General features: G+C 39.5%; 20 protein-coding genes. 10 read left to right on the plus strand and 10 right to left on the minus strand.

The window, feature by feature from the left end; genetic code table 11:
- The first annotated feature begins 125 nt into the window (after nt 1–125).
- Entirely contained in the window at nt 126–671 is a 546-nt protein-coding gene (locus L2567_RS00660; protein ID WP_235295753.1) for a Sua5/YciO/YrdC/YwlC family protein, read from the plus strand.
- Between the two features lie 15 nt (nt 672–686).
- Here the strand turns inward: L2567_RS00660 and L2567_RS00665 are convergent, their stop codons facing one another.
- A complete protein-coding gene (locus L2567_RS00665) occupies nt 687–2,321 on the minus strand; it encodes a S41 family peptidase (RefSeq protein WP_235295754.1) in 1,635 nt (544 codons plus the stop codon).
- A 187-nt stretch (nt 2,322–2,508) separates the two neighbouring features.
- On the opposite strand from L2567_RS00665, the gene L2567_RS00670 reads away from it, so the two are divergent.
- A complete protein-coding gene (locus tag L2567_RS00670; RefSeq protein ID WP_235295755.1) occupies nt 2,509–3,000 on the plus strand; it encodes an Lrp/AsnC ligand binding domain-containing protein in 492 nt (163 codons plus the stop codon).
- Between the two features lie 285 nt (nt 3,001–3,285).
- Here L2567_RS00670 and L2567_RS00675 read toward each other — a convergent pair whose 3' ends face one another.
- Complete coding sequence (locus L2567_RS00675) at nt 3,286–4,155, minus strand: sigma-70 family RNA polymerase sigma factor (RefSeq protein WP_235293020.1); 870 nt, start codon at nt 4,153–4,155, stop codon at nt 3,286–3,288.
- Between the two features lie 277 nt (nt 4,156–4,432).
- Between L2567_RS00675 and L2567_RS00680 the strand changes: the two genes are divergently transcribed.
- Nucleotides 4,433–4,810, plus strand: coding sequence for an START-like domain-containing protein (locus L2567_RS00680; protein ID WP_235295756.1), 378 nt, complete (start codon nt 4,433–4,435; stop codon nt 4,808–4,810).
- Between the two features lie 3 nt (nt 4,811–4,813).
- On the plus strand, nt 4,814–5,620 hold the full coding sequence (locus tag L2567_RS00685) for a class I SAM-dependent methyltransferase (protein ID WP_235295757.1): 807 nt from the start codon (nt 4,814–4,816) through the stop codon (nt 5,618–5,620).
- Here L2567_RS00685 and L2567_RS00690 read toward each other — a convergent pair.
- The 3 genes from L2567_RS00690 to L2567_RS00700 form a co-directional block, all read right to left on the minus strand.
- Complete coding sequence (locus tag L2567_RS00690; RefSeq protein ID WP_235295758.1) at nt 5,604–6,374, minus strand: enoyl-CoA hydratase/isomerase family protein; 771 nt, start codon at nt 6,372–6,374, stop codon at nt 5,604–5,606. The genes L2567_RS00685 and L2567_RS00690 overlap by 17 nt on opposite strands.
- Nucleotides 6,371–8,791 carry a YfhO family protein gene (locus L2567_RS00695; protein ID WP_235295759.1) on the minus strand — a complete coding sequence of 807 codons (2,421 nt, stop codon included), beginning with the start codon at nt 8,789–8,791 and terminating at the stop codon, nt 6,371–6,373. Before L2567_RS00695 ends, L2567_RS00690 begins: the two co-directional genes overlap by 4 nt.
- A 98-nt stretch (nt 8,792–8,889) precedes the next feature.
- Nucleotides 8,890–10,377, minus strand: a complete 1,488-nt coding sequence (locus L2567_RS00700) for a S8 family peptidase (protein WP_235295760.1) — start codon at nt 10,375–10,377, stop codon at nt 8,890–8,892.
- A 176-nt stretch (nt 10,378–10,553) separates the two neighbouring features.
- Between L2567_RS00700 and L2567_RS00705 the strand changes: the two genes are divergently transcribed.
- From L2567_RS00705 to L2567_RS00720, 4 genes are all read left to right on the plus strand, one after another.
- Nucleotides 10,554–11,162: a hypothetical protein gene (locus L2567_RS00705; protein WP_235295761.1), complete on the plus strand. Its 609-nt coding sequence runs from the start codon at nt 10,554–10,556 to the stop codon at nt 11,160–11,162.
- Nucleotides 11,163–11,229: 67 nt separating this feature from the next.
- Entirely contained in the window at nt 11,230–12,456 is a 1,227-nt protein-coding gene (locus L2567_RS00710) for a DUF4272 domain-containing protein (RefSeq protein WP_235295762.1), read from the plus strand.
- A gap of 113 nt (nt 12,457–12,569) precedes the next feature.
- On the plus strand, nt 12,570–13,181 hold the full coding sequence (locus L2567_RS00715) for a hypothetical protein (protein ID WP_235295763.1): 612 nt from the start codon (nt 12,570–12,572) through the stop codon (nt 13,179–13,181).
- A 98-nt stretch (nt 13,182–13,279) separates the two neighbouring features.
- Nucleotides 13,280–13,741: a hypothetical protein gene (locus L2567_RS00720; protein ID WP_235295764.1), complete on the plus strand. Its 462-nt coding sequence runs from the start codon at nt 13,280–13,282 to the stop codon at nt 13,739–13,741.
- 2 nt (nt 13,742–13,743) lie between these two features.
- Here the strand turns inward: L2567_RS00720 and L2567_RS00725 are convergent, their stop codons facing one another.
- The 5 genes from L2567_RS00725 to fbp all read right to left on the minus strand — a co-directional run bounded on the left by L2567_RS00725 (nt 13,744) and on the right by fbp (nt 20,579).
- Entirely contained in the window at nt 13,744–15,417 is a 1,674-nt protein-coding gene (locus tag L2567_RS00725) for an AMP-binding protein (protein WP_235295765.1), read from the minus strand.
- A 148-nt stretch (nt 15,418–15,565) separates the two neighbouring features.
- Complete coding sequence (locus L2567_RS00730) at nt 15,566–16,363, minus strand: DUF4249 domain-containing protein (protein WP_235295766.1); 798 nt, start codon at nt 16,361–16,363, stop codon at nt 15,566–15,568.
- A gap of 1 nt (nt 16,364) precedes the next feature.
- Nucleotides 16,365–18,686, minus strand: coding sequence for a TonB-dependent receptor (locus L2567_RS00735; RefSeq protein WP_235295767.1), 2,322 nt, complete (start codon nt 18,684–18,686; stop codon nt 16,365–16,367).
- Between the two features lie 116 nt (nt 18,687–18,802).
- Nucleotides 18,803–19,567, minus strand: coding sequence for a CDP-alcohol phosphatidyltransferase family protein (locus L2567_RS00740; RefSeq protein ID WP_235295768.1), 765 nt, complete (start codon nt 19,565–19,567; stop codon nt 18,803–18,805).
- Between the two features lie 4 nt (nt 19,568–19,571).
- On the minus strand, nt 19,572–20,579 hold the full coding sequence (gene fbp, locus L2567_RS00745) for a class 1 fructose-bisphosphatase (protein WP_235295769.1): 1,008 nt from the start codon (nt 20,577–20,579) through the stop codon (nt 19,572–19,574).
- 138 nt (nt 20,580–20,717) lie between these two features.
- Between fbp and leuC the strand changes: the two genes are divergently transcribed.
- Together leuC and leuD are read left to right on the plus strand one after the other, a co-directional pair.
- The gene (gene leuC, locus L2567_RS00750; protein ID WP_235295770.1) at nt 20,718–22,133 is read left to right on the plus strand and encodes a 3-isopropylmalate dehydratase large subunit; all 1,416 of its coding nucleotides are present in this window, start codon (nt 20,718–20,720) and stop codon (nt 22,131–22,133) included.
- A 34-nt stretch (nt 22,134–22,167) separates the two neighbouring features.
- Nucleotides 22,168–22,764, plus strand: a complete 597-nt coding sequence (gene leuD / locus L2567_RS00755; protein ID WP_235295771.1) for a 3-isopropylmalate dehydratase small subunit — start codon at nt 22,168–22,170, stop codon at nt 22,762–22,764.
- Nucleotide 22,765: the final 1 nt, after the last annotated feature.

The raw sequence follows: 22,765 nt of genomic DNA on the forward strand, positions 1-22,765 counted from the left end.
TTTATGAACGTATGTCGACGTTCAAATAATCTAATCATGAAGTGATTTAAATTCCAACGAATCGATCACGCCGTGAAAAACTTTTACTGCTTAACATTTGCGAAAAATCAATATACCGAGATTACATGCAGATTGAAGACAACCTAACTTTAATTTCTACTATATTAGAAAACGGTGATACAATCGTCATACCTTCTGATGGCGTTTGGGGCTTATCATGCGATGCAAGAGATGTCGATGCCGTAAGAAGAATCAATGAAGGAATCAATAATCAAAAGCAGTGTGTAAAGGAAGTCATCGTAGGAGACATTCCAATGTTGAAAAAGTATGTTTGTGATCTTCATCCGAGAATTGAAACCTTATTGTATTACCACGAAAGACCAATTCGCGTAAGATGTCGACAAAAACTCTTCAAAGACGAAGTCCATTACATGAGAATTGTAAAAGACCAGGTCAGTCGAATTCTACTTAGTGAATTAGGATTTCCTCTCTATTTTGTATCTTTTCTAAAGGATGATCACAAAACACATCAGCCACTTCAAAACATTAAAATTCAAGATCACTCGCGCATCAACTTCATTGCAAGTCAGGACAACAACATCGAGTACGAAGCCAATCCGTTGTTGAGAATAGCATTTGATAAAGAAGGAATGATTAAGGTTTTAAAATAAGGTCTTAAGCTTTTACTACTTTAATTCAGCAAAAATGTTCTTTTTGGATAGGGCTAAGACACTTTGTGTAAGGAACACATCATCCTCAAACCTTACTCTTAAAGCTGTATTTTTGTCAAAGTAGAGTTTGGCCACTTCCTCTTTCAAAATCACTTCGAGATATTGGTCTATCCAATCATATTGATTGCCTGAAACTTCCAAAGTCGCTCTAAATTCATTCAGCAGTTCAGTAGATGCGCTCCATTGACCTACAAACTCATCAGCATTTTCAGGAACTTCTAGCTCCTTTTTCAGGAATTTCTTGAATATGAAAGCCTCCACCTCCATCACTGCCTTTGCTAACTCACTTGACAATTCGAGGCTATCAATCGGTATGTAGATATCTGGTGTAATACCTCCAGCAGCATAAACCGGACGCTTTTCCACCTTAGTTACAAAAACAGTGGTATCCATAATAGGAACATCAGTGCTTCCAGTCAACTCACCCGACTGTATTCTGCTGGCAATATCGTCTCGATAGGTCTTTCGATCTTCAAAGGATTTTTGAATTAACCTGCCACTTGGTGTAAAATATTCCGCGACTGTTAATCGAATGGCACCGCCATTGTTCAAATTGTACTGCTCTTGTACCAGACCTTTACCAAATGTTCTTCTACCTACTATTAATCCTCGGTCCCAATCTTGTATGGCTCCTGCTATGATTTCACTTCCCGAAGCTGATCCTTCATCTACGAGTATGGCCACTTTGTCAATATCGTAAAAATTCTTGCCGGTGGATTTATATTCTGAAACCCTTTCATTTCGACCTTGGGTATAAACCATCAGTCGGCCTTTCTCTTTAAATATCTGATTCAGCATCTTGGTGGCTTCAGGCAAGAAACCACCGGGATTTCCCCTTAAGTCCAAAACCAGGTGTTTAAAACCACCCTGTTCATTCAGCCTGTTAAGACAATCCATAAACTCTTTGTACGAGTCAGAACTGAAGCGATCGATCCTCACAACTGCATAGTCATTTTCATAAATAAAGCCTTGAACGGATTTTACATCAACATTTCCGATGTTTAAATCCAGGTTTCGGACATCTTTTGTCTCAAAGTCACGAACCTGAAGATTAAGCTTTAGATCTTTATCTCCTTTTAACGTGTTGCGAATCTGGTCATATGAAAGCGATCTGCCAGCGATGAGTGTATCATTGACGGAAAGTATTTGATCGCCTCGTTGCAATCCTGCCATAAATGCGGGACCGTTTTCAATGATGTGGTTCACATACAAGGTATCATTCAGAAAGATGGATTCAATACCTATACCTTCAAAGCTTCCGCCCATCTGATCATTGAGCTGTTTCATTTCCTCTGGCCTGAGGTAAATGGAGTGCGGGTCCAGGTGATCCAATACATTTTTAAAGGCATCCTCTATTAACTCCTCGCTATTCAAATCGTCTACATAGCGAGATTCTATGAATCTGACCAGCTCCTCTACCCTGCCTGAATTAAATCCGGCGTCGCTGTCTGTTTTGACGATTAGACTGCCCACCACATCTTTTCCTGCCATCCTGTAGCCTGCAAATAATCCGATGAGACATGCTAATGAAATAAGCAGGGGTATCCAGATCTTATAGGTAGCCAGGGTTTTATCCTCATTATTTTCCACTCACCAAGTTTTAGTGTAATATCTGCCAAGTATGTATCCAATTTGCAAAAATACAATACTTTACCTATTAATTAACGTTTCCAATGCAATTAGCATTGCCATTTTATTATTTTCAACAATCACTCCATTTCTTTTGATCATTCGTAACTTTAATGCGAAATTTGTGCTGACATTTTAGATAATGAATATGAGAAACAAGCCACTTGATATAGATGACCTGGATTTAAAAATACTTTCTGTTTTGATGGAGGATGCCAAAACTCCTTATACTGAGATTGGAAAAAAGTTATTCGTTTCGGGAGGTACCATCCATGTCAGGATGAAGAAACTGCAGGATCTGGGAATTGTGAAAGGGGCTTATCTCAATATAGATCACGTAATGTTGGGATATGATCTTAGTGCCTTCCTTGGCATATACCTAAAAGAAAGCTCGATGTATAAAGAGGTCATCGAGCAGCTCAGAGCCATTCCTGAAATTGTTTCTGCGCATTATACCACTGGTGTTTACAGCATCTTTGCAAGGGTAATCTGCCGTGACACCAACCATTTAAGGCAGGTGTTATCTGAAAAAATCCAACGTATTTCAGGAATACAAAGGACGGAGACATTTATTTCACTGGAGGAATCGATTCAGCGCCCCATTTCTCTGGACGAAGAAAAGTTGATCAACCAGTTGTAACATACGCAACGCTGGCACAATAGATATTGCCCAAGGCCCAGCAAATTTATTTGCCTTCATAAATCAGATTAAATACCAAGTGCCACGTCCACCTGCCAATAAATTGTCAGAGCCTTTGATTCTACTCATGCCCGATAATTTAAGACTACCATTGCCCGGCAAATTTATTTGCTGTCACATTTACCAACTGGTCATTAGATGACAGTCTTTGTAGATTGACCTTCTTGAACAGACACATTAAATTACACGGAAAAAAAAAAGAGGACCGAAGTCCTCTTATGTTTTTTAAGCACCTAAATAGTGTTTCAATAATTTACTTCTCGAAGCACTACGCAATTTATTGATTGCTTTGTCTTTTATCTGTCTTACACGCTCTCTGGTAAGTCCAAATTTCTCTCCGATGTCCTCTAACGACATGGGATGCTCTACACCTATACCGAAATACAATTTGATAACATCACATTGTCTGTCGGTCAACGTGCTCAATGATCTTTCGATCTCTCTTCTCAAAGACTCACCATATTCTAGTTTTGAATCCGTGAGTGGCGTCTTAGAATTCTCCAAAACGTCAAGTAATGAATTATCTTCTCCTTCCACAAAAGGTGCATCCATCGAGACATGTCTCGCAGCCACTCCTAGCGTAGTTTCTACTTCTTCAGTAGGGATGTCCAAGAGTTCTGCTAACTCTTCAGACGATGGTTCTCTTTCAAATTCTTGCTCCAACTCGGAGAACGCTCTATTAATTTTATTCAAGGACCCTACCTTATTTAAGGGTAACCTTACTATTCGAGACTGTTCTGCTAAAGCCTGGAGGATAGACTGACGGATCCACCATACAGCATATGAAATAAATTTAAATCCTCTTGTTTCATCAAATCGCTGTGCGGCTTTGATCAGACCTAAATTTCCTTCGTTAATCAAATCACTCAGTGACAAGCCCTGATTCTGATATTGCTTGGCTACTGAAACGACAAATCTCAAGTTAGCTTTGGTTAACTTCTCCAATGCTTCCTGATTGCCTTCTTTGATCTGTTTTGCTAATTCTACCTCTTCTTCCGGAGTAAGCAAATCCACTTTTCCGATTTCCTGAAGGTATTTTTCGAGAGACTGGCTCTCTCTGTTAGTAATGGACTTAGTGATCTTAAGTTGCCTCATTAATCTACTTTTGGTATTATTAGCTAATTAGAAAATATTGTACCAACTTGTAATTGATACCTTTACGTAAAAGGTTGCAAAATTAGATTATAATTATGCGATTCCCAAATATCGAATGTGAATGTTTCATAACATTAGACAGATTATTAATTGACACACCACAAAAAAAGTTCAAAATATTTGATAAAATGGATTATTTATTTTTAATTGCGCCCGTCGGACAAGATAATTCGGCGTTTTTCAAATAAAGAATACCACTATAGATAAAAGATTGTGAATGAGTAGAGTGCAAATAAATATGGAGTTTATATTTAGAGCTTCTCCCGCTATATTATATAGCTTCCTAACAAGTCCTTCTACATTGATTCGCTGGTTTTGTGATGAAGTGGACATTCAGGATGATGTATATACCTTTTCATGGGATGGAGCTGAAGAAGTAGCTGAACTTATCGATGACATCGAAGAGGAGCGTCTGAAATTTCAATGGGAAGATGCTGATGATGATGAATATCTGGAATTCAAGATGTACAAATCCGATGTAACGAATGAAACCGTCCTGGAAATAATCGACTGGTGCGATGACGATGAAGTAGATGAACAAAAAGATCTTTGGGAAACTCAAATCAATAAGCTCCGGATTGAGTGTGGTGGTTAACCTATGTACGAATTCCATAAAGATAAAAAGAGGTATTTTGAAATGCAGAAAAATACTTCTGCAGAATACATCATCCCCTTTGTAAGTCAACACATTGACCTGACAACCCCTAAACATATTTTAGAAATAGGGTGTGCAGAAGCAGGAGTGCTTAAAGCGTTTACAAAACGGGGGCACTATTGTACCGGAATCGAGCTGCATCAAGCAAGGGTAGAAACCGCTAAAACATTCTTTCAGGAAGAACTGAAGGATGGGCATATCAAATTTTTTGTCAATGACATCATGCAAATAGACGTCATGAATGACATCGGTCATCAGTTCGATTTGATTATTTTAAAAGATGTCATTGAGCATATCCCAAATCAAGCGGCATTCATTGAGCGTTTACCCGCTTACCTAAAGCCGCAGGGAATGGTGTTTTTCGGATTTCCTCCTTGGTACATGCCTTTCGGAGGGCATCAGCAAATATGCTCTAATAAAATTTTATCTCTATTACCTTACTATCACCTCCTCCCAAAACCAATTTATAAATCCATTCTAAAGGCTGCAGGTGAGAAAGAAGGCACCGTAAAAGAGCTCATGGAAATCAAGGATACTGGAATATCCATAGAAAGATTCAAGCGGATTGTTCGAAGTAACAAATTCAACATTATGGATCAAAAACAGTTTTTGATCAATCCCATATACAAGTACAAGTTCAATCTAAAACCAAGAAATCAATTGCCGATCATTAAGGACATTCCTTTTTTCAGAAATTTTGTCAGCACATGTGTATACTTCCTCATTAAGCGTTCTAACTCAACTTCTTAAAATCTGGCTTTCTTTTCTCAATAAAGGCTGCTACTCCTTCTCTTGCCTGATCAGAAACCATCAATTTCGCAAAACTACTGATCTCAGATTCGAAACCCTGGTCGGTTACAGAAAGATTGATGTTCTTAATGGCATGACTGATGGCCAGGGGGCCTCGCTTAGCAATGGTCTGAAGTAACTCTTCTGCTTTGGCCACAAGTGCTTCACTGCCCACCACCTCGTTGACAAGGCCCAAGCGATAAGCTTCTCGGGCATCCATCATATTAGCCGTAAGTATAAACTCCATAGCTTTGGCTTTTCCAATTAAATGAGCCAAACGCTGTGTTCCACCATATCCGGGGATCAAACCCAGCTTGACTTCTGGCATACCAAACATGGCATTCTCAGTCGCAATCCTCATGTGACAGGACATGGCCAACTCCAGACCACCTCCTAAAGCATAGCCATTGATTGCCGCAATAACTGGCTTTGGAAAATTTTCAATGTCAGTGAAAATCTCATGTCCTTCTCTAGAAAGTTGGATGGCATCCTCTTGAGAAAGTTCTGGAAATCCTTTTATATCTGCTCCTGCTGCAAATGCTTTATCTCCTGCACCTGTAATGATTATGCCATGAATAGTTGCATCATCTTTAGTGGCTTGACAAGCTTCGCCAATCGCTCTAATCAATGGAGCATTTAAAGCGTTCATAGCCTTAGGTCGATTAATGGTGATGACTCTTAGACCCTTTTCATCTTTTACGGTTAAATCATTCATGCTTCAGTGTTTCTCCCTGTGAACAATCTAAAAATCATAAAACCCAGAAAACCAAGTAAAAACATAGAGGAAATTAAGGAGATCATCTCACCGGTTTTATAGGTCTGTGGATCAAATTCAAAGACTATGGTATGACTACCTGGTGGCACTTTCATCGCCCTCAACGCATAATTCACTCTAATGTGATCCACTGGTTCTCCATCCAAATATGCTTGCCATCCTTTATCGGGACCATACCACATCTCTGAAAATACGGCTAATTTATCACCGGTACCTGTTGTAGTATAAGTTAATTTGTTAGGTTGATATTCTGTCAATTGAATCCTGGCATTGTCCGATCTGGTCACTTTCCAATCGCTAAAATAGCCCTGAAATTCCTGATGAACCAAAGCCGTCTTAGCAGGATCCACACCATTTAGCCCATTGATCTCTTCCAGGTTAGTCTTCACGATGATGATATCTTCTACAAACCAGGCATTTCCTAAAGCACTCATGTTCGGTTGGACCTGTGGCTTACCATTCTCGTCATTGGTAATAAAATACTTGGTATTCAACATGTTAAATACATTGATATTCCCTTTACTGATATGATAATTGTATAGATCCTCGATGCGTTGCAATTTAGCTGGACTGTATCCACCGATGGTTTTATGAAAATAAGAGGCAAAGGAAGAACTCCAAGGATCTTTGGTCATATCATGTACTCTAAAATGCGGATCGGTGTCTTTTAATAGATATTGGTCCACGTCTCTAGGTTGGTACTGATTTTCGATGGCCCTTGGCTCCACAAAATCATTAGAATTCACATATCTTTTTCCTATGCCAAACAAATCTATAATAGTAAGCAATGTCAATCCGGCAAAGACATATGGCATTCTTAGTTTGTTTTTGATATATGCCCAGATGAGTGATGCGGCTAATAAAATAAAAGCGAGAGACCTTATAGAATCTCTTCTTAACAAGGCTTTTCTGTCTTTAATTAAAGCATTGACATCATATCCCATCTGACCATACCTGGCATCGTTGTTACCCGCAAAATCAAAAAGTGCAGGACCAATAAGAGCCATTATCAAGCAAATCCCGCCCAAAATTCCAGTTGAAATGTACAATTGCTTTAATGTCTTATACCTATCGATGTCTGACTTCGATAGTTGATGTAGTCCTAATATACCCAGAAATGGAATCAAGATTGCGGTGACACTCAGTACAGAGTTTGGTGTTCTGAACTTATTAAACAGAGGGACATAATCAAAAAACAGTCTATTGAACCACTCCAGGTTTTTACCCATTGAAAACATAAAGGTCAGTACCACACCCGTAAGTAGCCACCATTTTACCGGACCTTTAACTATAAACAAACCAAATATGAATAGAAAGAACATGACAGCTCCGAAATATATTGGACCGGAAGTACTTGGAAGTCCTCCCCAATAAAGTGGTGCACGTTCTATATTGGCTCTTCCTCTGAGTGACTTTGCGATGGCTGATGAGGGTGCAACAGGCTCTGCGCTACCTCCACCAACGAATCCCGGTATGAAGGATGAGAACAGGTCCAGCGTATTATTACTCCAATTCATGGCATAATTAAATTCTAAACCATCTGTCTCACTACTCGAATTTACTTGCTCGCTTTTGTTTTCTATGATAGGTTTGCCCCTCATGGTATCCTCAGCATATTCTGCTGTTGTCATTAATTTGGAGGCAGAGGTGCCCAAGGCTATTAGCAAACAAAACAAAAGTATGCCGCTTGCTATTCCAAAATTCTTCAGGTCCTTATTTTTAATATGCCTGTACAGTTCGAAGAGAACATATACAACCATCAATATACCCAGGTAGTAAGTCATCTGGTAGTGATTTGCGTGCAGATTGACAGCCATTCCTATCATAAAGGCAAGCGCTCCTACCATAAATTTATGGCGATATGCTAAGATGGTACCTCCCACAATCATAACACTCGGAATAAGTGCTCTGATTTTACTGGCATGACCAGCTTCAAATAAAACCAGGTTGTTTGTTGTAAAACTAAACGCAATGGCACCTAAAATACTCAACCATGGATTGACTCCAAGTAGCAGCATCGTCACATAGAAGAAAAACATCGCTCCTATAAAGTAGCCAATCGGCCTGCTAAAAAACAATTGGGAAGTTCTTTCAATATACTTTACCAAATTACTTTTCTGCTTTGCTGACATCTGAAAAGTAGGCATTCCACCAAACATGGAATTGGTCCACAAGGTCTGTTCACCTGTTTCTTTTTCGAAATCCACCGCTTCTTTAGACATTCCAATAAAAGAGGTGATGTCACCCATTGGCAATCTCTTTCCTTGCAGCTGCGGATTAAAATAAATAGATGCCAATAGTATAAAAACGACCAAGGCAATCAAGTGCGGAATGATCTTCTTCCAACTAATTTTCATAAAGCTTTAAACTGATTAATTTGCCAGCAAAGTTAATTTTTTTAATCTAACCAAAAGCTCACTGCATAAAAATCAGAACCCTGTTCGCAACTTTCTGATCAATTGCCACTAACAGCCACAGAAGCATCCACTCTACCCCATCCATATTGAGATGAACGAGATGGATAATATTGCGAAGCATTTTTCAATTTTGACATTACCTGACTTCTGGACATCGATGTGTTGGTACTCCATACCAATGCAGCGATTCCTGACATCATAGAAGTAGCACAAGAAGAGCCCCCTGTATATTTGGGCTGGTTGGTATTACTGGAGGAAAGAGTAATGGGTGTACTTCCACCATTGCTCTTTTCCATTGTCACAACGAAGTCCACTTGAGAACCTGAATGACAATTGCCACACTTTTGTAGTGATGATCCATCCTTAACACCCGTCACAGCAACTGTTTGGCTCATTGTCGCTGGAAAGACCACACCTACCCAGGTTGTGATTGAAAAAGAGGTACCCGCTGCCGCAAATATTAATTTGCCTTTGTTGTAGGCATAATAAATACCATCGGCTACAGTTCCGCTGTAGAAAATATCACCAATCGACATATTGATGATATCAATATTAGAGCGACCACCAGCCAAAACCAATCCATCTCTAACGCCGTTTTTTTCATTAGAGCTATTAACCAATACATCTTCAGTCCCCCTAATGGTCAGCAAATCAGATTTGTAAGCAACTCCTACAGAATTTCCGTCCGTACCTCTGGGTGCAACAGCCATCCCGGCCATTGCCGTACCGTGTCCACATGGATCATTAGCTGAATCTTTTTTCTTCCACCACCAGCTTCCACTGTATTTTGTACTGACTTTACTGACAGAACGACTACCCGAATTGCCTTGTGTAAATGCAGAACCAATATTATCCTGACTGAATGATCCACCTGTATCCAATATGCAGATACCTATGTTATCTCCCTGAGCGCTATTCCAGGCAGAAGGAATGTTCGCATGAGAAAAGTTCCAGGGCATTTTGGTATTTGGTGATATGGTACTATAATCACTGGTAGGAATACTGAAATTCGGAGCACCATCACATCCTGATGAAGAGCGGTCATTAATTAATTCCATATTGTAGCCTAAAGGTTCTACATATCTGACATCTTGACGGGCATTTAATTCCCGGATCAGTGCTAAACTGGTCACCCGAAATTGCAGCTGTGGCAAAACGGCATGTTTTTCTATGTCTATATCTCCTTCGTATCTTTTGATCAGCGATATCAAATCATCAGCTTTTGCAACCCATTGATCATCATCCACATCAATTTCATGAATCTCTTGTTCTACCTGAACTCCCTCAATGGTGTAACCTACTGAGATTATGGAATCGGATTGCAATGCAGCACTCCATATCATTTCGTTCGACATATTTGACCAATATAAGATTTGGTTATTTCTCATTTGCTGGTCAATTTCAGCATTGATTTTAGACTTTTCAAATGGATCAGTTAATTTAATTTGGTCAACTTGAATCAATCCTGACTCTTTCGAGCAACCGAATAAAATAAGGATCGACATTAGTAGGATTAGCTTTTTCATTAGTTAGTAGTTTGTTCTTCTGCCTAGACAGCAAAGTGAGTAATTAAATATTGTTATTTGACCTGGAGTCAAATTTTTATAGTGCTCAATATAAACTTTAGTCTAAAAATTATCCAATTTATTAACATGTATTTTATTTGCACTATTTTTAATCCAACTTACTAAACAAACCCACTTTGTTCGAAGACCTGATTAGCATATATGACAATTTTACCAAAAACGAAAGAACTCAATCGCTTAGCAGATTGGCCTATGAAAACCAATTGCAGTTTATTAAGCGTGAACCTTTTGGTGAACAGCAGACCAGATTAAAAGAATTTAAATTATTCGATAAAAAGGGAGTAAAGAGGCTGTTGGGTATTATTGACTTTAAGTCCCAGGAGAGATCTGACCTTCACATTCGCTTTTATGATTTTATCATAACCAAAGACCTAGAAACCAAGGTGACATCAGTAGTAGAAATTCATCATTCGACTGTCAACGCCGGATACTTTATGATCAAACCTCTCAAAGGACTCTCAAAACTTTTCCGAAGATCAAGGAGGGGCGACTTGAATAGTATATTTGACAAAAACTTCAAGACCATTCCTCCCATTTCCCTTTCCACTCAAGCTATGGAAACCTTACTGGAAAATCCGAAAATAACAGTAGAATGCAGAGAAGACCTTTTCATATTTTATATGAGAAATCAGCAAATAAAAATTAGTGAGGTTTTAAACATTATTGACTTTGCGGAAGAGCTGGTTCATTGGATTAATGTTGCTCCTTACAATGACATCGTCTAAACTAAACGTCATACATACATATTTGTAAATTTATCATATATTACGCCCGTTTATAATATGTAAACCAATGACTAACTATATAGCTACACTCTATTCTCATAAAGCAAATTTCGATCAAATCACGAATGAAGCCAAATCGGTCTTTCCTAAAGCTGAATGGCAGTATGAAAGAAAAAATGAATTTACGGAGGCTTCCATCACCATGAAAAGTGGTTTTCTTCAAGGAAAAAAGAGAATTAAGATCAGATATCGTGAACGGGATACCTTAGGGTTTGAACTTAAGGATGTCAATTGTCCAGTTACTTCTAATCTTCAAGGGATGTATAATTTGGTTCAATCCATTCAGACCAAATATGAAGACATTAAAAATTTGCTTCTAAAAAAAATAGAGACCATCAATTCCGAATTCTCCATCATTATGGAAAGTAATGCGGAAAAGGAATTTAAAGCACTGGTTGATCATCTTGCATCTGCAACAGATGCCGTGGTTTTTGCCCAGCCAAGAACAGGGCTGATGAATAGCCTGAATCAGTCCTGGTTAGATCAGGACCTTAACCTCATCCTCGATACTGAAGGTAACAGTAATGTTTCTGAACTGAAAGTCGAAATTTTAGCAAAATATTTTGATGGAAGTGAAACTGAAATACCTGAACAGGCGGACCGTAAGACGACGTCAGAAAAATATATTAAGAGTCTTGGCATCACAGTTAATCCTAAACTGCCTCCTATTCCCACTGAGGAAAACACAACATTTAGGAGCGCGAAAGAGATCAGTGAACGGATAGTGGCCTTGGCTTTGACCAATTTGGTAGCCTTTAATAATATCAAAGGTGAGCAAGCTTTGCAATTTGCCAATAAACACGAAATAATAAACTTACTGACTCCTCAGGAAATTGAATTTCTTAAAAATCCTACCCAAGAGGCTAAAACATTTGAGACCTGGAAATGTGAAGGAATATGGACACTGTGCTGGGCTTTAGGCATTGTGGATGAATTAAACTTTCCTAATAAGATGGCAGATTTGTCTAAGATTGACGGGGAACACTACCCTATCGGGTCTGAGCTGAAACCATCTGAATTTATGGAAAAGCATCGGACAGTTATTGAGTACTCGTCCATTGTAGACGCTAAAGATTTGTACTATAGATTCTATTGGGCCTGCTTAGATGCTAAAAAGAAAGGCAGAGAAGTAGAGAAAGTTCACCCGGGAGTCGTATATGAGCGTTTATACGCCTTAAATTGGTTAACCACTCACAAGAATCAAGACTGGGATCACATCTCTACAGATACATAACCTTATTATTCCTAAAGTTTATCGATATCTGACATTCTGTAATTGTTGTCTATTTGTTTAAATTTTGGATTCCCAGATATTTCGTATATTTTATGAAAACAAACCCACTCAATATGAAATTTATATTGCCACTATTTCTGTTCGCCTCAATACTGGTCTCGTGCGGAAATTCAGAAACTCCAAAAGTTAATGGAAGTGAAGTCTCTGAAGAAGAGAACAGCGAAAATAGAACTCTTCCTAAAAATGATGATCGCGTTTCAGGCTTTTTCAAGGTAACTGTAGATGGTAAAGATTACAATTCTGAGCAACTTCAGGATAATTACTGTGATATGTCCTTCAATTTTGCTGGTGAAAAGTCTTTCGTCGCAATTAGGTTCAAGGATGTAAAAAGCAAGGATGCTTTAATATTTAACATCTATGGACCAGAGGACTTTATCGCTGACCCGGCAGGAACGCTAAATGCATTTATGTTTACGCCGGGAGCAAAGCAAAAAATTAATGTTCAGTTTCTGCCGGGAGATAGCATGGGTAGTATGTCCAGCATAACTATGATCGAAGGAGAAGTCAACATATCTCAATTTAGCGAAGGTCAGATTAAAGCAACCTTCAACGGTAAGGGCGCGAAGCCCACTGATGTGGTGACTAAAAAGAACTTGGTGCCCATCGAAGGTGAAATTGAATTAAAAACCACGAACATTACAAAGATTGGCAATAAGGGTGATTAGAGAATTATTTAGTTCTGTAAGACATTTGCTCATCTAAAGCAACATCTTTATTCCTACGTCGATATAGGGTTATTCATAGTTTTGATGTCAATGATATTATGAAGTATCTCATTTTATTTGGCATCGGTCTATTATTTTCATGCAGTCAAAAAAGAGGTTGCACCAATGAATTTGGCAGCAATTTCGATCGAGATGCGATGGTAGATTGTTGTTGTGAATTTGACGTAGAAAAGATCATAAGCGACTTGTTGGGCCAGCATGAAATGACGGAGACCTGCTCAAGTCAGCCTAATCAATACACCATTACAATCGAAAGAAATCAAGACAGCAATGAGGGCATCATTATTTCCAACTTTAACGATCAAAATACATCCATAGAGGCCAATTGGAACTCTGATGAATTTAAGTTATCAAAAGATTTCTTCTCAAGTGATTGCAATGTAGAAGTGACAGGATCTATGCATCTCAACAATGGCAAAGTGCACTTTATCTACGCTGCTATTCCTCCACAGCTCTGTCCTGACTATGCACCGCGAACCTGCGAATCAAGAGCTTTATAATCTTATTGCTCCCAAATTACCTTCTCTTTGGATTCTGCCCAGTCATCATACTTTTCATTGTATTGATCATGAATGAATCCACGTCTCACTTTTAAAGTCGGAGTGATCAGCTTATTATCGATGGTCCAGTCGTCCTTCGTAATGACATAGCTGGAAACTTTTTCATAAGCTCCAAGGTTTTTATTCACCTCTTCCAGATGATTTGTCAAACTTTCCTCCACACTTTCCTTTGAAGCAGTTTTTCCACTTTCAGACAGATTAATGAGTGCCAATGGCTGAGGTAGACCAAGTCCTACCAGACAAATTTGCTCAATATTTTCATTACTGATTAATTTATCTTCGATAGGGACTGGCAAGATGTACTTTCCTTTTGCCGATTTGAAGGTATCTGAAGTCCTTCCTACAATTCTCAACCAACCATTGGAATCCATCACTCCTTTGTCACCTGTATGCATCCATCCGTCTTGCAATACCTCCCTGGTTTTTTCTTCCTCCTTGTAGTAGCCCGACATGTTCCAGGGTGCTTTAGAAAGAATCTCTCCAGTTTCAGTATCTAATTTTACTTCTGTGATCGAAATGGCTTTTCCGACGGTTCCTTCTTTATCCTCATTCTTAGGAGTCATGGTAATTCCTCCACAAGTTTCAGTCATTCCATAGATCTCCCTGAGTTTAATGCCTAGCCGATTATACCAGCGCTTCAATGCAACCGGCGTTGGAGCAGCAGCAGTCAGAAATATCTGAGTGTCACCTAAACCCAGCCCTTTTTTGATTTTATTTTTTACAATTCCTGAGATAATTGGAATCTTGAGTAATCGATCCATCTTCTTCGGCTCCATTTTAGCAAAAACCCCTTGCTGAAATTTAGTCCAGATTCTGGGTACTGCAAAAAAGAGAGTAGGATTGGTGCTCTTCAAATTATCCACAAAAGTATCTAATGACTCTGCAAACGATATAGATCCACCGGCAGTGATACCTCCGACTTCTACCAATACACGTTCAGCAATGTGATTTAATGGAAGAAATGAAAAGAATCTCGGATTAGTCATCTCGTATAATCCCATATTGGCCTCTTCCATTTCTCTATCAATCAGTATACTCAAGTGTTCGTGGGTCAACATCACTCCCTTAGGTGTACCTGTTGTTCCTGAAGTAAATAAGATGGTCCACAAATCCTTAATAGGTGGAAGTGGGTCACCTTCCATAGGTTGTGCATTGGCAAGCAAGTCATCCCAATCTTCTCCTCGGTCAATAGTGGCGTTACCTTGATAGTGTGGAAATTTGATGATAGGCATATCTGCGGGAACTCCTTTCGACAAATGATCCCATTCATCTAATTTTCCCACCAATAGCAATTTAGCATCACTTTTTTCGAGCACAACATTCAATTGATCATTACTCAGATTTGCATATAGGGGTACACTTACAAATTCACCCATCATCAAAGCAAGGTCCGCTATAATCCAATGACAACAATTCTTTGAAATTAATGCAATATGGTCCCCCTTTTTATACCCTTTGCCTTTCAGTACGTTGACAAACTTACGAGCAGCCTGACCGGCTTCTGCCCAAGTATATTCCTTATAAACGCCTCCATCCGGCTGTCTCAGAAATACATCATTAGCTTTGGCTTTTTCATTTTTGTAGAATTCATGGAGTATAGGCTTAAGTTCAGACATCTCTCTAATATTTTATGTTGCAATATATTAATTACAACATATATTGAGTCATGAATTCAGGAAATTCACAAATAAATCCTAGTTGAAAGCACACCTATGCCAATAAGGCCTTGTAATCCTTCATCCCATTCTACCTCTTCAGAAGAATTTACTCCTCGATAATGATGCGCTTTTGGTCACCATTATAGACTGCGAAGTAACCTAAAGCACCATTCGTGAAATTAGAATTCGGATTCGCTGGTGCAGCACTTGGTTGCCCATTCCCTATAATGGTATTTAATGTCAGAAGGTAATCGTATGCTTTAGGGTCAATGGCCAAAAACTGAACATCGACAGTATCACCAGGATCGAATAATCTGACAAACAAGGGGATCTCCGTTTCATTACCATTGACAAACCCATCATCAAAAATGAAAACATCCTCGCGACTTCTGCGCAAGGTGTCATTCAAAGCATAGATCACCCTATAATAATTCTCCTGGTCAGGGTTATCGTTCCAGTGAAGAAATAAAACCTTTCCTCCATCACCCATAAATGGTCCCATCGGGTCTCTCTGTTCAATGGAATCCAAGGTCACATTTGGAGGCATATCCGCTGTCGAAGAATAATTCACACCATCTACATCAATGCTTAATGTATATTGCTTGTCGTCCTTTGCAAGGTAATCTTCGATTCTGTAAAGTCCATCCTCTGCATACGGTACTTCCACGGTTTCTCCACCCACCTCTGTTAATGTAACAAACGCATTGTCTACAATTTCTTGCTCCTCTTCTTCAAAAAACGAACTGGTATAACTCAATTTCACTTCGAAGTCCCTTTCACCTTGATAGAGTTCAGCCTCTACTACTATGTTAGGATTTGCATCGTTTAGGTCAATATCAATCACTTTTTCACAAGAAATCGCTAACCAGCCTATCATCATTATATAAAACCAAAGTCTCATCATTCTAAAATTTAAAGTTGTAGGTCAATGAAGGCACCCATCTGAACAAGGCAATTTGAAATGCCTCATTTTCATTAGGATTCTCTTCACTTTGCCTAAAATCAATGGTGAATGGATTCTGTCTGCCGTATACATTATAAACCGACAAATTCCAACTCGATTCAAATCGATCACTTTTACTACTAATGTAGGTCACCCCAAGGTCCATTCTGTTGTAACTAGGGAATCTATAACCATTCCTCTCCGTAAAATAAGGAACTGAAATACCCTCTAATTCATAGCGACCGGACGGAAAGGTTGCCGCGTCCCCTGTATAAAAAACAAAGGTTCCGGAAACATTCCACCTAGGGGTAATATTATAAATGCCCACAACTGCCAGATCATGAATTCTGTCTTGTCTGGCCGGAAAATAGTCCCCATTATTAATCTCTGCAAAACGTCTGAAAGTTCTACCGATTGCATAACTGATCCAACCGGTGAAGTCGCCTTTTCGCTTTCTCAGAAATATTTCTGCTCCATAAGCATAACCATCACCAAAGACCAATTCACTTTCTACATCAGGGTTCAGCACCAGATCCGCGCCATTCTTATAGTCAATCTGGTTTTCCAGCGTTTTATAATAGGTCTCCAATGAAAATTCATAGGCATTGTCAAATAGATTTCTGAAATACCCTAAAGCGATTTGATCACTGATCTGTGGTTTCACATTCACACTGGATGGCACCCAAACATCTGTTGGTGTTGTAGTCGTTGAATTGCTTAACAGATGTACAAATTGATAATTCCGGGTGTATGATAATTTCAATGAACTTTTCTCGTCCAAACCAAACTTTGCAGCAACTCTGGGCTCCAATCCTCCATAATACTTGATACTATTCCACTCCTTAAAGGTCTCCTCACTGGTGATTTCCCCATCAGGATTATATGTTTTTACCGTTCCGGGACCAATCTGATTAAACATGGCATATCTCAATCCATAATTCAGACTCAACCAGGAATTAATCTTTTGCTCATTCTGAATGTACAAAGCACCTTCCAGCGCATAGTTTTCAGGAATGGTGTCTGAATTAAAAATGCTGTTTTCATCTGTAGAAATGGATCCAGGCAAAAAGGTATGATAAATGCCATTGAAACCAAACTTCACCGTATTATTAGGGCTAGGAAACCATGAAAAATCCTGTTTAATATTCCAGTCCTTAATCCCTGAACTAACAGCAAAATTTGCATTCTCAGCAAAAGTTACCTTAAACTTGTAATCATAGTCACTGAAAATAACCGAAGTGTTCGAAAAAAATTTGTCACTAAACAAGTGATTCCATCTCAAAGTACCTGTGGTATTTCCCCAGTCAAAACCAAATTGATTATTATTGAAGCCAAATATGTCTCTGCCGAAATATCCTGACAGGTAGACCCGGTCTTTTTTTCCAATTCTATAATTGGCTTTCGCATTAAGATCATAAAAGTACAGTGTAGAATTCTTCAATTGTTCATTGGTGGCAAAATTGAGAAATACATCCGCATAAGTCCGGCGGCCAGATATCATGAAAGATCCTTTATCCTTCACAATAGGTGCTTCGACAGTCAAGCGCGAAGAAATCAAACCTATTCCTCCAGAAACACCTAGCCGTTTGCTATTCCCATCTTTCATCTTGATATCCATAACAGAAGACGCCCTTCCTCCATACTCTGCGGGAATCCCACCTTTGTACAAGGTTACATCCTTGATGGCATCAGAATTGAAAACGGAGAAGAAGCCTAGTAAGTGTGAGGCATTGTAGACAGGAGCTTCATCCAGCAATATTAGGTTCTGGTCTATACCACCACCTCGTACATAAAATCCACTGTTCCCTTCTCCTGCTGACTTGACGCCGGGAGTAAGTTGCAATGTCTTGATAATATCTTTCTCACCAAAGATAACAGGAACGGTTTCGATGTCTCTGGGATCAATTTTAGTAACACTCATTTTGGTTTCTGAAACATTGGCATCCTCGCGTTCCGCTGTAACCACTACCTCTTCCATTTCTATCGATCCCTGGCCCAGCTCCACATTAATTTCCAGAGGCTTGTCCAGATTTATTTTTCTAATCTCATTCTCCAGCCCAATAAATTCGTACACTAAAGTATATTCTCCTTTTTCTAGTGTCAGGGAATAGAAACCATAAGCATTAGCAGAAGTACCTGTCCCAGGCAGTTCCTGTACGGAAACAGTGGCACCTATTAAGTCTTCACCAGATTCTGCATCTCGAATATTACCACTAATCGTGAAACTTTGTGAAAATCCAAGTTGAAAAACGAAAAGTAGGGTTAGTAATAAAGTTATTCTCATTAGTATTAATTCTGGAGATGTAACCTTTGTAGAACGAAATATGTTTTCCGATGTAGCACATTTATGCGCATATTTGCCTGGGGGGTAAATTTACAAGACCAAGCCTTCTCAATCTTCTACGAAAATGTTTTTCTTATAAAGATAAAAAGGGGAATACCCAGAGAAGTTACTATGAAATAAGGTATGATCAAAAAGGCCATACCCAAGTTGAGTAGCAAGGCCATGACCAGGAGCTGAAACCCTAATCCGAAAATAGAAACACCAGTCATGAACCAAGTTGGCGATAAAGGATCTTGTGAAGCAGAAGGGTCTAAATGATAGATCACTTTATCAAAAAAGATGTACAAGAGGTTATAAATGCGATACAAAAAAGTGACTAGCCTTTGACTTTCATACGGCATCGCTTTAGGCGCTTCAGTTTCTAAAACCCGACTGGTAAGATCACCTCTAACTCTGTTTCTTAAAATGACATAATAGTAATTGTAGAGTGTACCTTGAAGCTGCATCATTAATAAAGCGATCATAATATATAAAATATCATAATGTGTTTTATACCCAATGATGAAGAGAAATGAAGCATTTAATATGATATCACAAATAGAATCCAAGTACCTTCCTACGAAAGAGGGTTTCTGCTTCACCCGAGATAATTCTCCATCTGCAGCATCCAGAATTGACTTTAATATGATCAAAATTCCAGCTAGAAGGGGCATGTCATAGAAGATCGCTAAAGAAGCTCCAATTCCCACAAACAGAAAGGAGAGTGTGATGTGAACCGGAGTTATATATGTATCTTTGACTTGATGCGCGATCCATGCCGCAGGTTTGCGGCCATAGTCAGATAGGTCTATAAATCTGTGTTTTTCAGGTAGTTTCGACATCCAGCTAATCGTACCTCTGCATAAACTCTTCTGCCTTATCCACCATAGATTTTACACCGCAGAAGAAGGGTACGCGCTGATGTAGTTCAGTAGGTTGGATATCCAGAATTCTACCAAAACCATCCGAGGCCTTACCACCAGCCTGTTCAGCAATGAACGCCAAAGGATTACATTCATATAAGAGTCTTAATTTACCTTGAGGGTTAGAGGAAGTGCTTGAATAAAAATAGATGCCTCCCTTTATCATATTGCGATGGAAATCACTGACCATGGAACCAATATACCTGGATGTATAAGGTCTGTCTTCCTCTTCTTTCTGACAATATTTGATGTAATCTTTCACCCCTTGCGGGAAATGGACATAATGACCTTCATTCACAGAGTAAATAGAACCTTTTTCCGGGAACATCATATTAGGATGGGAAAGGTAGTAGGTTCCAATGGCGGGATTGAGGGTAAAACCATTGACACCATGCCCGGTAGTATAGACGAAAATAGTGCTGGTGCCATAAACGATATAACCTGCAGCTACTTGCTTATGCCCCGGCTGCAAAAAGTCTTGCAACTCTACTGGTTTGCCCACCTCTGTAACTCTGCGGTAAATAGAGAATATGGTGCCAACTGAAACATTGACATCTATATTAGAAGAACCATCCAGCGGATCGATCAAAACCACGTATTTATTCTCGTTTCGGCCTTGCCGCCCCTTGATGGATAAAAAATCTTCCTCTTCTTCCGTAGCGATTCCACAAACTATATTCCTGTTAATCAATCCATTGACAAAAACATCATTGGCATAGACATCCAGTTTCTGTTGGGCTTCTCCCTGCACATTGGTCTCACCTATTTGACCTACAATGTCAACTAATCCTGCTTTGTTAACCTTGTGGTTGACCATCTTTGCAGCCAGTCTGATCGAATTAATCAGGCGGGACAGTTCTCCGGATGAATATTTAAATTCATTTTGATTTTCAATGATAAACTCACCCAATGATTGATTAATCTGTGGCATTTTGTTTCTGATTTGATAATAAGCGCTAATATCTTAATATTTAGCTACAAAATATCTTATTCGCAATATTCTTAGCCTCACATCTGTCAGTCATTGTCTTTAAATTTTTTAAATTTGCTGTCTTACAAATCAATAGAGATGGCAAAGACATTATTCGATAAAGTGTGGGATTCGCATGTGGTGCGAAGTTTGGAGGACGGTCCGGATGTATTATTCATTGATCGCCACATGGTCCATGAAGTGACCAGTCCGGTCGCCTTTCGTGGAATCAAGGCAAGAAGAAGTGGCGTAATTTTTCCCGACAGGACATTTGCAACTGCAGATCACAATACACCAACTAAGAATCAGCATTTGCCGGTCGAGGATCCATTATCAGCAAATCAACTGAAAGCTTTAGAGGCTAATGCCAGGGAATACGGCATCAGTCATTGGGGCCTGGGGCATGAGAAAAACGGTATTGTTCATGTTGTGGGGCCTGAGTACGGCATTACATTACCTGGGGCAACCATTGTATGCGGAGATTCACATACATCAACACATGGAGCATTTGGTGCGATCGCTTTCGGAATCGGTACTTCTGAGGTAGAAATGGTTCTGGCCACTCAATGCATCATGCAGCCTAAGCCTAAGAAAATGCGGATCAATATTAAAGGCGAACTGACCTTTGGCGTCACTCCTAAAGACGTTGCATTGTATATCATTTCTAAGTTGACCACCTCAGGTGCTACTGGTCACTTCGTAGAATACGCAGGGCAGGTTTTTGAGAACATGACGATGGAGGGAAGAATGACGGTTTGTAACTTGAGCATCGAAATGGGTGCAAGAGGCGGGATGATTGCACCAGATGAGAAGACTTTTGACTATATACGAGGTCGAGAATTTACGCCCAAGGGTGCTGACTGGGATAAAGCCATGTTGTATTGGGAAACCTTGAAAACTGACGCAGATGCTGTTTTCGATGAGGAATATAATTTCGAAGCCTCAGATATCGAGCCTATGATCACGTACGGAACCAATCCTGGAATGGGGATCGGTATTTCAAGGAGCATTCCACATGCTGAGGAGGTTGCCGGTGGAGTATCTACTTACAGAAAATCTCTGGGATACATGGATTTTAATGAGGGTGAGGCTATGATTGGAAAACCGGTAGATTACGTATTTATAGGGTCTTGTACCAATGGACGAATTGAAGACTTTCGCGCCTTTGCATCTATCGTGAAGGGCAGAAAAAAAGCAGACAATGTGGTGGCATGGCTGGTACCTGGATCCCATAAAGTGGAGCGTGCCATTAAAGAAGAAGGGTTATTAGACATCCTAGAAGAAGCCGGTTTCGAATTAAGAGAACCTGGATGTTCAGCTTGTCTGGCCATGAATGATGACAAGGTGCCTGCAGGAAAATATGCTGTCAGTACCTCTAATCGAAACTTCGAAGGCAGACAAGGACCGGGTTCCAGAACCTTGCTTGCAAGCCCATACTCTGCTGCTGCCGCGGCAGTAACAGGCAGAGTAACCGATCCGAGAGAATTGTTAAAAGAAGATGCGGTATTGGCCTAGTGGCTCAAACCGTTTAAACCACAAAAGAATAAATATGGCTTACGATAAATTCAAAGTATTAAGAAGTACGGCTGTTCCCATGCCCATTGAAAATGTGGATACAGACCAGATCATACCTGCCCGATTTTTAAAGGCAACCGAACGTAAGGGATTTGGTGACAATCTATTCCGGGATTGGAGGTATAATAGTGATGGTAGCCCCAAAGCTGATTTTGTACTGAACAATCCAACCTACTCCGGAAAAATATTGGTAGGAGGTAAAAATTTCGGTTCCGGATCTTCGCGTGAACACGCAGCATGGGCCGTTTACGATTATGGATTCAGATGTGTGATTTCATCTTTCTTTGCAGACATATTTCGAGGAAACTGCCTGAATGTCGGTGTCCTGCCTGTACAGGTCAGCGCTTCATTTCTAAATAAAATTTTTACTGAAATTGAGAAAAATGCGGATGCTGAGTTTGAAGTGAATTTGCCGGAACAGACTGTGACTATTCTGGCAACTGGTGATCAGGAAAAATTCGATATCAATGGTTATAAGAAAGATAACATGCTCAATGGCTTTGACGATATAGATTATCTGAGCAATATGAAATCTGAGATCGAGGAATTTGCTTCTGGACTACCCTTCTAGA

The sequence above is a fragment of the Portibacter marinus genome (assembly GCF_021533195.1).
Taxonomy (GTDB): domain Bacteria; phylum Bacteroidota; class Bacteroidia; order Chitinophagales; family Saprospiraceae; genus Portibacter; species Portibacter marinus.